At 62.9% G+C, this 9,256-nt stretch carries 15 protein-coding genes; 8 read left to right on the top strand and 7 right to left on the bottom strand.

Annotated features, from left to right (window positions below; all coding sequences use genetic code 11):
* The first annotated feature begins 239 nt into the window (after nt 1-239).
* Together G7078_RS10630 and G7078_RS10625 are read left to right on the top strand one after the other, a co-directional pair.
* On the top strand, nt 240-1,301 hold the full coding sequence (locus G7078_RS10630; RefSeq protein ID WP_166095881.1) for a ribonucleotide-diphosphate reductase subunit beta: 1,062 nt from the start codon (nt 240-242) through the stop codon (nt 1,299-1,301).
* Nucleotides 1,302-1,304: 3 nt separating this feature from the next.
* Nucleotides 1,305-2,381 (top strand): SIR2 family protein, encoded by a 1,077-nt coding sequence (locus tag G7078_RS10625; protein ID WP_166095878.1) that lies wholly within the window; start codon nt 1,305-1,307, stop codon nt 2,379-2,381.
* Here G7078_RS10625 and G7078_RS10620 read toward each other — a convergent pair whose 3' ends face one another.
* From G7078_RS10620 to G7078_RS10610, 3 genes are all read right to left on the bottom strand, one after another.
* Complete coding sequence (locus tag G7078_RS10620) at nt 2,382-3,116, bottom strand: GIY-YIG nuclease family protein (RefSeq protein ID WP_246166372.1); 735 nt, start codon at nt 3,114-3,116, stop codon at nt 2,382-2,384.
* 208 nt (nt 3,117-3,324) lie between these two features.
* Nucleotides 3,325-3,759, bottom strand: coding sequence for a hypothetical protein (locus G7078_RS10615; protein WP_166095874.1), 435 nt, complete (start codon nt 3,757-3,759; stop codon nt 3,325-3,327).
* Nucleotides 3,756-4,163: a hypothetical protein gene (locus G7078_RS10610; RefSeq protein ID WP_166095872.1), complete on the bottom strand. Its 408-nt coding sequence runs from the start codon at nt 4,161-4,163 to the stop codon at nt 3,756-3,758. Before G7078_RS10610 ends, G7078_RS10615 begins: the two co-directional genes overlap by 4 nt.
* 227 nt (nt 4,164-4,390) lie before the next feature.
* On the opposite strand from G7078_RS10610, the gene G7078_RS10605 reads away from it, so the two are divergent.
* Complete coding sequence (locus G7078_RS10605; RefSeq protein WP_166095869.1) at nt 4,391-5,212, top strand: alpha/beta fold hydrolase; 822 nt, start codon at nt 4,391-4,393, stop codon at nt 5,210-5,212.
* A 228-nt stretch (nt 5,213-5,440) separates the two neighbouring features.
* Here G7078_RS10605 and G7078_RS10600 read toward each other — a convergent pair whose 3' ends face one another.
* Nucleotides 5,441-5,788 (bottom strand): DUF2200 domain-containing protein, encoded by a 348-nt coding sequence (locus tag G7078_RS10600; protein ID WP_166095867.1) that lies wholly within the window; start codon nt 5,786-5,788, stop codon nt 5,441-5,443.
* Nucleotides 5,789-5,833: 45 nt separating this feature from the next.
* Here G7078_RS10600 and G7078_RS10595 point away from each other — a divergent pair, with 45 nt between their 5' ends.
* Nucleotides 5,834-6,391, top strand: a complete 558-nt coding sequence (locus G7078_RS10595) for a hypothetical protein (RefSeq protein WP_166095864.1) — start codon at nt 5,834-5,836, stop codon at nt 6,389-6,391.
* Between the two features lie 50 nt (nt 6,392-6,441).
* The gene (locus tag G7078_RS10590; RefSeq protein ID WP_166095861.1) at nt 6,442-6,852 is read left to right on the top strand and encodes a hypothetical protein; all 411 of its coding nucleotides are present in this window, start codon (nt 6,442-6,444) and stop codon (nt 6,850-6,852) included.
* A gap of 15 nt (nt 6,853-6,867) precedes the next feature.
* On the opposite strand, the gene G7078_RS10585 is transcribed toward G7078_RS10590, so the two are convergent.
* Nucleotides 6,868-7,404: a DUF2059 domain-containing protein gene (locus G7078_RS10585; protein ID WP_166095859.1), complete on the bottom strand. Its 537-nt coding sequence runs from the start codon at nt 7,402-7,404 to the stop codon at nt 6,868-6,870.
* A gap of 215 nt (nt 7,405-7,619) precedes the next feature.
* On the opposite strand from G7078_RS10585, the gene G7078_RS10580 reads away from it, so the two are divergent.
* Entirely contained in the window at nt 7,620-7,784 is a 165-nt protein-coding gene (locus G7078_RS10580; RefSeq protein WP_166095857.1) for a hypothetical protein, read from the top strand.
* 8 nt (nt 7,785-7,792) lie between these two features.
* The gene (locus G7078_RS10575) at nt 7,793-8,005 is read left to right on the top strand and encodes a hypothetical protein (RefSeq protein ID WP_246166370.1); all 213 of its coding nucleotides are present in this window, start codon (nt 7,793-7,795) and stop codon (nt 8,003-8,005) included.
* Between the two features lie 44 nt (nt 8,006-8,049).
* Here the strand turns inward: G7078_RS10575 and G7078_RS10570 are convergent, their stop codons facing one another.
* Both G7078_RS10570 and G7078_RS10565 read right to left on the bottom strand, forming a co-directional pair.
* Nucleotides 8,050-8,487: a DUF2059 domain-containing protein gene (locus tag G7078_RS10570; RefSeq protein WP_166095853.1), complete on the bottom strand. Its 438-nt coding sequence runs from the start codon at nt 8,485-8,487 to the stop codon at nt 8,050-8,052.
* Between the two features lie 65 nt (nt 8,488-8,552).
* Nucleotides 8,553-8,801 carry a hypothetical protein gene (locus G7078_RS10565; protein ID WP_166095851.1) on the bottom strand — a complete coding sequence of 83 codons (249 nt, stop codon included), beginning with the start codon at nt 8,799-8,801 and terminating at the stop codon, nt 8,553-8,555.
* Between the two features lie 89 nt (nt 8,802-8,890).
* Here G7078_RS10565 and G7078_RS10560 point away from each other — a divergent pair, with 89 nt between their 5' ends.
* Complete coding sequence (locus G7078_RS10560; protein WP_166095848.1) at nt 8,891-9,253, top strand: hypothetical protein; 363 nt, start codon at nt 8,891-8,893, stop codon at nt 9,251-9,253.
* The last annotated feature ends 3 nt before the right edge of the window (nt 9,254-9,256 follow it).

Raw genomic sequence — 9,256 nt, 5'->3', positions numbered from 1 at the left:
GGGGTTCATAGGCTTAGGACTGTTGGCGGTCGCTTACGGGGCTTATCTTGTAAACGTGCGGAGTCGCCGAGAGTCGGCGTTGGAACACGAATTTAGGAAAGCCTGGGGCGACAACAGCCCGGTTCCAAACCCCTATGTACTCCGAAACAATCGATACGTCGGAATTACCTTCGTCGTTGTCGGCTTTACCTTGATCGCAGCCGTCATCGTCTCAGCCATTTCTCTAGGAGCTTAGACCAATGCCCCTTCTCGAAGCCCGCAAGCAGTACAAGCCGTTCGAATACCCGTGGGCGTTCGAATATTGGAAGCGGCAGCAGCAGATCCACTGGATGCCGGAGGAAGTGCCGCTGGGCGAGGATTGCCGCGATTGGGCGCAGAAGTTGTCCGACCATGAACGCAACCTGCTGACGCAGATCTTCCGCTTCTTCACCCAGGCGGACGTCGAGGTGCAGGATTGCTACCACGAAAAATACGGCCGCGTGTTCAAGCCAACCGAGATCAAGATGATGCTCGCCGCTTTCTCCAACATGGAAACGGTGCACATCGCTGCTTACTCGCACCTGCTCGACACGATCGGCATGCCGGAAAGCGAATATGGCATGTTCCTTCAGTATAAGGAGATGAAGGACAAGCACGATTACCTCAGCACCTTCGGAGTCGAGGATGACGAGGATATCGCCAAGACTCTGGCGATGTTCGGCGGCTTCACCGAAGGGCTGCAATTGTTCGCCAGTTTCGCGATGCTGATGAACTTCCCGCGCTTCAACAAGATGAAGGGCATGGGGCAGATCGTCAGCTGGTCGGTGCGCGACGAAAGCCTCCACTGCGAAGGCATCATCAAGCTGTTCCACGCCTTCTGCGCGGAGCGGGATTGCTACACCCCCGCGGTGAAGAAGAGCATTCGGGAGATGTGCTACCACACCGTCGACCTGGAAGACGCGTTCATCGACCTCGCGTTCGAACAGGGCCCGGTCGAAGGCATGAGCGCCGACGATATCAAGATGTACATCCGCTACATCGCCGACTGGCGCCTGGGGCAGCTGCACCTGCCGCCGATCTACAAGGTGAAGGAACACCCGCTCCCCTGGCTCGCCCCGCTGCTGAACGGCGTCGAGCACGCCAACTTCTTCGAAACCCGAGCGACCGAATATTCAAAGGCCGCGACGCGGGGGAACTGGAACGAGGTCTGGGACAACTTCGACCGCCGCCAGAAGGCCAAGAGCGAAGCGGCGAACGATGGTGCGGATGAGGCTGCCGGGGAGCCGGATATGTTCAAGGCTGCTGGGGTGGCTGCGGAGTAGATCTTGTTTTCCGAACCAACTGTTTTTGTGGTCGGCGCAGGGGCGAGCGCTGAATACAAAATTGCTGTCGGAGACTCCCTAAAGTTCAAGATCGCTGACCTGCTTGACCTTCATTTCGACTGGAGTGAACTTACACGAGGCGACTACCAAATTGTAGAATGGCTCAGACGGCATAACCAGGCAGTAAGTGGCTCCCATAAAGTATCGGACCAAGACTTTAAGAGCGCTCGTCTAATTAGCCAAGCAATGCCGCATGCGCTGTCCATCGATAACTTCATAGATGCGCATCGTGGAAACGAGAGCATTGCCCTCTGCGCCAAGCTCGGCATCGTTAAGGCCATCTTGCTCGAAGAAGTCAGCTCGAGGATTTCAGGCTTAAAAGACGAGTTTCAGCCTTTCGACTTTGCTTCTGTGGCCGATACTTGGATCCCGAGACTTTTTCAGATGCTTTCGGAAGGCGTCTCGCGCGATGACATACATCGCGTCTTCGAAAACTTGACACTGATCGTATTCAATTATGATCGTTGTGTTGAAGCATACCTGCCCCGCGCGCTCCGTGAATACTACGATTTGCAGCCCGCCGAAGTCAGTCAGATCATGGCGCGCCTGAAGATCATCCATCCTTACGGCGTTGCGGGTCGACCGGACGAGATCGAGCGGTTGACGATTCCGTTCGGAAGCTCCGACGTGAACCTCTTAGATGCTTCGCAAGGCATCAGGACATTCAGTGAGGGAGTCGGCGATGCCACAATCAAGTCCGGACTTACCGACGCACTAAGCAGTGCGGACACTCTTGTGTTCCTCGGGTTCTCGTTTCATCCACTTAACATGAAATTGTTGAAAGCTCCCACCAACAACCTTCGACGAGTGTTCGCAACCACGTATGGCTTGAGCAAATCCGCCGTTGCGAATGTGGAGCAATCTATACTGCAGATGTTCGACAAACTCGACCCACGGCAGACGTTGCTTGATCCCGATGAGCGGCAATTGGACGAGTTAGAAATGGCAAATTTGAAAGCATATGATTTCTGCACACAGTATTTCAGAAGCTTATCAAGCGCTGTTCCTGTGATCTGGTAGTCAGTTCCTATTGAGTCCCATTTCTCGGCTTTGAAGTTTTTCCTTCCAGCGTTGCTCCATCCGAACGATATCATCGTCGGTTGACAGGGAGCCGGCGACCTCGAGGATGCTGACTCGGTAATCCTCAGGATTGCGCGATCGAAACGCCAGTGCATCACCGCTCATCGACGCATGTTGCTTCCAGCGCGCTAGGAAACCGCCGCCGGCAAAAGCAGCACCTACGTATTGCTCCTTGGTGCGCGGGCAGGTGAGCAGATAGACGCCTCGCGCTTCAGAAAGTATCGCGGTCCAACTCATGGGTAGCGCCTCAGCTTGCGACAGCTGAATGATTAAGGCGCTGTGACCTGGATACGGTGGATCGCTTTCCGACCTTCTCAATTCAATGATCGGTTTCAGCTTGCGATCTGCATACTGGGCCCAGCTACGCGTTCCAGCGCCCCAATCTATCACGAGCTTGCCCTGATAAGGCTCCAAGTCGGCGACGAAGCTCGTTGAGTAGACGTCGACCGTTCCAGCCTCGTTGAAGCTTCCTGTCAGAGGGCAGTGGAAAGCCGGGATCGCTCGCTCCGATAGCTCCACTTCGTACAGTCCAACGAACAACGTTTCCTTCGCTGGAGTAGCCACAAACGCTGCCCAATACGGTGCGTCGAAGTAGGCTCGGTACTTTACGGGCTGAGTGGATTGGTAACGGTGGAAGACCTCGATATCTTCCCTCCATGCGCGATACTGAGACATGCCGGGCGTGCTTTGCGCTTTGGCATGTCGCAAAAGTCGAACATCGCGTGGCTCGAGACCGGATTCCCGAAGTAGACTTTGAAACGTCAGCATGCGGCCAACTGTAAACGACAAGGGAAGAGGCCGTCACGGAGTAAATCCGTGACGTCGGAACGAAGTCAGCGAAGCTGATTGGGTTGGCCTGCGGCCACCCGCCGGCCTGCCTGCTTCAACTCCCTTCCTGGCTCCTGTCGCGCGCTTCCTCGCCTGCCCGCGACGAGCCGCGGTAAAGCCACCAGCCAAGGCCGGCGATGGCGAGCAGGTTGGCGGCGCCCTTCAACGGCGCAATGCTCAGTCCCTCGGGCAACGGCGGCATCAGGCCCTTCATCGCCGGGTCGACCAACATCAATCCCATCGTCACGCCCAGGAACAAGGCGACTGCGGCGACCACCAGTAGCGTGATGCCCAGCTCCCGCCATCGACGGCCTGGGCTGATCCAACTGCCGATAAGCAGGGGGACGCCGGCAATGATTAGGAAAAATCCGATCCCCAGGGCGACCGCTGCCGCACCGCCGTCGAACGTGAAGAATGCAAGCATCGCCTCACAGGTCAGCATCCAGCCGCCGAACGCGAAGGACAGGATGCTGATGACGCGTCGGATCATGCCTGATCGCGTCTCAGGCTTAAACCGCTGGTGCCGAACCACGCATTGGCTTTCGGCCGGAACAGGAAGAAGGCGACGATCGCGACGACGATCACGCTCATCACCATGAGTGAGATCGCGGGCAGGATCACCAGGGACACGATCGTCGCGAAAATGGTCCAACCGATATAGAGCACTCGCGACCACGGCCGACCCTTGAGCATACCGAACGCGGAAATCGCCGTGACCAGCGTCCCGACTATGCCGTTCAACTTGTACACCTCCATGGGGAAGCTCATCCGGCGCATCATGTCTTGCGCCAACGGGTTCGATTCGATCGTCAGCACGCTGTAAAGCCCGAAGGCAGCACTGATGAGCAAGAACACCGCGATGACGGTGATTGACACCGGACGTTTGTTTTCCATTGGCCCCCCTTTTGTTCGGCCGAACCTGGCTAGCCTAGTCGGGCGTGCAGTCAAATCAATCGACCGTCCTGCCGCCACGCGCCCTTCCGTCATTGCGAGCGCAGCGAAGCTCAACGGGTCCGCACACTGCCACGCAAACGACGCCCGGACCGATCTCCGACCCCAGGTCCCGAAAAAGCTGCGCCGTCGCAGGGGCCCATCCCCACCTCCCCGCGCGTTGCCCTTCCATGATCTCCACCCGCACCGGCGCCGGACCGCCGCTCGTCCTTGTCCACGGCCTCGGCAGCACGCCGCGCGCCTGGGATCCAATCTTGGCCGGCCTCACCGCCCGGCACGAGGTGATCCGCATCACCTTGCCCGGCCATGACGGCGCGCCGGCGGAGGCGGACAGCGGCACGTTCGCCGGGCTGATGCGCAGCCTCGATGCCTTCATCGTCGACCAAGGGCTCGGCGCCGTGCCGCTGGTCGGAAGCTCGCTCGGCGCCCGCATGGTGCTGGAAATGGCGCGGCGCGGGCATCGCGGGGCGACCGTCGCGCTCGATCCCGGCGGCTTCTGGAAGGGCTGGGAACGCACCATGTTCAAGACGACCCTGACCGCCTCGGTCGGGCTGCTGCGCGGGCTCGGCGGCGCGGTGAAGCCGATCGCCCGGACCGCGGCCGGCCGCACCCTCCTGCTCGCCCAATTGTCGGCGCACCCGTGGCGGCTCGACGGCAAGCTCGTAGCGTCGGAGCTCGCCGCCTTCGCCGCGACCCCGACAGCGCTGCCGCTGGTGCGCGACCTCGCCGCCGGCCCGCCGCAGGAGGGGCCGGCCGGGCCCGGTGCCGGCCCGGTTACGATCGGCTGGGGCCGCCACGACCGCCTCTGCCTCGGGGCGCAGGCCGAGCGCGCACGGACGGCCTTTCCCGATGCTGCCTTCCACTGGTTCGATCACAGCGGCCACTTCCCGATGTGGGATGAGCCCGCCGAAACGCTCCGCCTGATCCTCGCCGCGACCCAAGTGGCCGAAGCGCCGCGGGGCGACGCCGTCATCGCGTCCGGTCGTATTTGATCCCGCCAATCCTCGACCGGTGACGAAAGCACTGTCCTACACGCGCCTTTGTGGAGCATGTTCATGCCCGGCCGCCACGCGCGGCCCGGCTCTTTGCGATCGTCTACGACCCCGCTCCACGACCGCCCCGCGCGCCCTCCGCTAAAGTCACGAAAAAGCTGCACGACCGCGTGACTTTAGTGACTTTAAGCGGCTCCCGAGCACCCCCGGCGCCGCGCCGGACCGCCGCTACTGCCGCAGCACCTTGGCCATCGGCCGACCCTTGGCCAGCTCGTCGACCAGTTTGTCGAGGTAGCGGATTTCCTTCATCAGCGGCTCTTCGATCTCCGCGATCTTCACGCCGCATATCGTGCCGGTGATCAGGTGCCGCGCCGGGTTCATCGCCGGCGCCTGCGCGAAGAACGCCGCGAAATCGGTGCCGTCCGCAAGCACCCGCGCCAGCTGCGCGTCCGAATAGCCGGTCAGCCAGCGGATCGCCTCGTCCACTTCGGCCTTGGTCCGCCCCTTCCGCTCCGCCTTGGCGACCAGCAGCGGGTAAACCTTGGCGAAGGGCATCGCATAGATTTTGTGCGCCATGGCTCGACCGTAGCGAAGCGCGGCCTGGCTTGCTAACCGGTCTCCATGATCCTGCTCTCCGCGCTCGCGCTCGCTGCTGCTGCTCCACCGGCCCCGAAGCCCAAGGGGTGGAACGAGGATGAAGTCTATTGCGTCGCGGACAAGCTTACGGCCGAACAAGCCTATGAGGCGGCCGACCTGGTGCTCGACGATTCGGCCGCTTCGCTGGCCGAGCTCGGCGACCTGACCAGCGCCGCGCGGGACGCTTGCGCGAAGCAATGGAAGTGGGACAGCAAGCGCGGGTCTATCGCCACGCTCATCGCCGCCGGCGACGCGGGCATGGCGATCGCCGAGGATGAGCTGAAAGGCCGTTTCACGCCCGACCGGCTGCAACAGCTTTTCAGCAAGCTGAGCAAGGACGACCAGCGCGCCTTCGGGCTGAAGGGAATGGACGATTTCTCCGCCGCCCAGCGAACCGCGTTCAACGCCCGCCTCGACGCCTTTCTGGAGCGGGAGGGGGTCAAGTCCGGCGGCGAAGCAGACGCGGTCGTCAGTTACTTCCTGTCCATCGCCCGCGCCGCCCAGGGGCGGGCAATGTGGCTCCACCTGCTGGAAGGGGAATAGCGCCGCCCCACCTGCTGTGTTATGCGACTATAACAGCCAAGAGGTGAGTCGTGGCCCACGATCCGTTCGAAGATGCGCGAAAATTGCTCGACGAAGCGCGCGAGCGGCAGCGGGCGGCGATGGAGTCCGCGCGCGCTGAGGTTGATGCCGCGATTGCCGCGGCCCGCGCCGAGATGGACCGGGCAAGGGCGCAGGCGCGCGCTGCCCTGGAGTCTGCCAGGGCGGAAATGGATCGGGCACGGGCCCAGTCTCGCGCCGCCCTCGACGCCGCCAGGGCGGAGATGGAAGCCGCCCGCGCTCGGGTCGAAGCCGAACGCAACCGCCGCGGCCCGAAGCGGCAGGCTCGCCCGCCCCGCCGCCGCCCGCCGCCGCGCGGCCCGCTGGGCGGCGAACCGATTCCTGCCGATCCCAAGCCTAAACCCAGCCCGCTGGTCGGCGGCGCCGAAGCCCCGCTGGATTAAGGCAGGGCGCGCGACTTACCGGTCGGGTTTCCAGCGGCAGAATTCCTGGTCGCCGCAGGTTTCGTAATATAGGTTGGTATACCAGGGCATCTGCTGGAACACGTGCATTACGTTGACCACGCCCTGCCGGCGCGCGCTTAGGAATTTCTGGCCGGCGGGGCTTTTGAAAAAGGCGATCATCGCGCGAAGTTCGTCGACCGAATAGAGCCGCGCGTAAACGCTCGCCGCGGCGGGTGCGACGTTCCAGCTTGGCGACCGCTGGGCAACGATCCGCGCGTTGACCCGCGGGTTGCCCTCGGCATCGGCCGGGGGCTTGGGCGGGGTGCGCAGCACTTCGTCGCGAATTTCGGACAGCACGATCAGCCCCGCAAGCTGCTGGCCCAGCCGCAAATGCTCGGCCGATAGCGGCGGCAGCGGCTTGACCGGCTCGGGCGGCGCGATCAGCGGCGGCAGGATGTAATTCTCCTCCTCGTCATCGGGAACCCCGGAATCCTGCGCGGGCGGCGCAGCACCCGTCACCGACAACAGCGCCAACAGCAGCCACGACTGCATTGCCTTCTCCTCTCGTCGCCCAGCCGGCGGTTTTCTCACAACAAGCTTAACCGCTGGTAGCGTCCGCGGTGGCGGCGCTTCGGGCGCTTATTCGCCATTCACCGCCGCCCGTGCTACAAGGACACATCGCACGAACCTTTTCGTAAGCTTGTGCGGCTGAGAGATTCCGCGGTTCACATCGCCGGCGTGCTCCCGCTTACCGAAGGGAGCCTTCAATGGACCTCAACTACCTTTACGAACGCCAGCAGGTCTCCCTGTTCCGCGCTGAAAACGCGGCTTGCGATCATTCGCGCGATACCCATGCGGCGCTGGCCGCCGGCTATGCCGCGCGCATCGACGAGGCCAAGCGCCGCCGTCCGCAACTGGCGCTCGTCGCTTGAGCCGCGCGATGTTCGTCTCGCTCGACGAGAGCAAGGTCGTCGCCAAGTGCCAGTCGGAAAACGTCGGCATCTCCGCGATCGAGCGGCTGCCCTCCGGCGGGGTCCGCCTGGTCTGCTCAAGCAGTGACGGCGCGGCCGTCATGAAGAAGAAGTTCAAGTCGCACCTGCTGCCCGACACCGCGGTGCGGCAAACGCACCGGCCCAACACGCCACTCTGGTAGGCTGCGCAAGGGGGCCTGCGCCTAGCGCGGCTTGGGTTCCGGGTTCAGCACAGCTTACCAGTTTTCTTGCAAAATGCGGCGAGCACATCCTTCTTGAAGTCGAGTCCGGCGAGCGCGACCATCGTCGCGGCGATCACTTGTGGTTGCACCGCTTGGTAGCGCCGACCAGCCGCGCTCCGCTGGAACGCGACGACAATCTTTAGCTCTTCAGCGGTCAGCGCCTCGGCGTAGGCCCTGCCGTTGGCCGCCAAGGCCCGCTCGCTGCCCGCCTTCGCGATGTCCGCTGCAAGCGCGCGAAGCGTAGCCTGCTCATCTTTGCCAAGGTCCTCGTGCTGGGCGAGCAGCTCTTCCGTTTCCTTGGCGGTGATGAGCGGCAGCAAGGTGCCCAAAGTGCCCGCCTCGGCGACCTGGCGGCCAAGCGCGGATGCCTCGACCGACGGCGGGACAGCGGCCGCCAAGGCCAGAGCCAGCAATAATGTCATAGTGTGTTTCCCCTGATATTCGGGGACAGCTTAGCGTGCGGCCGGCAAGTCGCCAGCCCGCGGCGTTAGCGGCTGGTGATGTCGCTCAGCCCAAGCGTGATGATCATGATAGCGATTCCGAACAGGATGACGCCGACGATCACCGTCCGGACCTCGCGCTCCGTCGGATAAGCTTTCAGCGCCTTCGGCTTCGGCACCTCGCCCGGCGGGTCACGGCGGATGCGCGAGACGCGCGGCTGTTCGCTGCCGTCGAGGGCGACCGTCGGTCGCTTCGGTGTCCAATTCTTGCTCACCCGCAACCCATAGGCGGCCATCCGTTAGCGGACGGTTAGCGTGAGCCCCCGCAGCCGAAAGCGTCCCTCGAGCGTTTTGCGACGTGCCGATGAGATGAAAGGCCCATGCCATGCGCACCTTGCTGACCGCCACCGCTGCATTCGCGGCTCCCCTCATGCTTCCCGCCGTCGCCGCCGCCCAACAGCCGCAGCTTGGCTTCGTGGCGCCCGAAATCGCCAACGGCGTGCGGATAGTCCGTGACGGCCACGGCGACCGTCGCGGCGACCGGCATCGCGGCGCGCGCAACGGCCGCGGCGTCTACGTCGGCAACTGGGCCGGCGGCGAATGGGCGTTGTACAACAACCGCAGCTGGGATTCGGGAAGCTACAACGACTGGTGGCACGACCGTCCCGACCGCAGCTACCCCCGCTGGATGACCAACAATGTCGATTGCCAGCGAGTCTGGTGGAGCGGCGGCGGCTGGCGCTGCTGAACC

The organism is Sphingomonas sinipercae (genome assembly GCF_011302055.1).
In the GTDB taxonomy this organism is placed as follows: Bacteria; Pseudomonadota; Alphaproteobacteria; order Sphingomonadales; family Sphingomonadaceae; genus Sphingomicrobium; species Sphingomicrobium sinipercae.
The sequence above is the reverse complement of the archived record's forward strand: the minus strand, read 5'-3'. Positions and strand labels throughout refer to the sequence as shown.

Excerpts from the sequence above, each read along its gene's own strand:
- G7078_RS10610 (WP_166095872.1), bottom strand. The coding sequence starts at position 4,163 with ATGGAAAACAAACGTCCGGTGTCAATCACCGTCATCGCGGTGTTCTTG.
- G7078_RS10565 (WP_166095851.1), bottom strand. The coding sequence starts at position 8,801 with ATGGCCGCCTATGGGTTGCGGGTGAGCAAGAATTGGACACCGAAGCGA.
- G7078_RS10575 (WP_246166370.1), top strand. The coding sequence starts at position 7,793 with ATGTTCGTCTCGCTCGACGAGAGCAAGGTCGTCGCCAAGTGCCAGTCG.
- G7078_RS10570 (WP_166095853.1), bottom strand. The coding sequence starts at position 8,487 with ATGACATTATTGCTGGCTCTGGCCTTGGCGGCCGCTGTCCCGCCGTCG.
- G7078_RS10560 (WP_166095848.1), top strand. The coding sequence starts at position 8,891 with ATGCGCACCTTGCTGACCGCCACCGCTGCATTCGCGGCTCCCCTCATG.
- G7078_RS10620 (WP_246166372.1), bottom strand. The coding sequence starts at position 3,116 with ATGTCTCAGTATCGCGCATGGAGGGAAGATATCGAGGTCTTCCACCGT.
- G7078_RS10585 (WP_166095859.1), bottom strand. The coding sequence starts at position 7,404 with ATGCAGTCGTGGCTGCTGTTGGCGCTGTTGTCGGTGACGGGTGCTGCG.
- G7078_RS10580 (WP_166095857.1), top strand. The coding sequence starts at position 7,620 with ATGGACCTCAACTACCTTTACGAACGCCAGCAGGTCTCCCTGTTCCGC.
- G7078_RS10595 (WP_166095864.1), top strand. The coding sequence starts at position 5,834 with ATGATCCTGCTCTCCGCGCTCGCGCTCGCTGCTGCTGCTCCACCGGCC.
- G7078_RS10600 (WP_166095867.1), bottom strand. The coding sequence starts at position 5,788 with ATGGCGCACAAAATCTATGCGATGCCCTTCGCCAAGGTTTACCCGCTG.
- G7078_RS10615 (WP_166095874.1), bottom strand. The coding sequence starts at position 3,759 with ATGATCCGACGCGTCATCAGCATCCTGTCCTTCGCGTTCGGCGGCTGG.
- G7078_RS10630 (WP_166095881.1), top strand. The coding sequence starts at position 240 with ATGCCCCTTCTCGAAGCCCGCAAGCAGTACAAGCCGTTCGAATACCCG.
- G7078_RS10605 (WP_166095869.1), top strand. The coding sequence starts at position 4,391 with ATGATCTCCACCCGCACCGGCGCCGGACCGCCGCTCGTCCTTGTCCAC.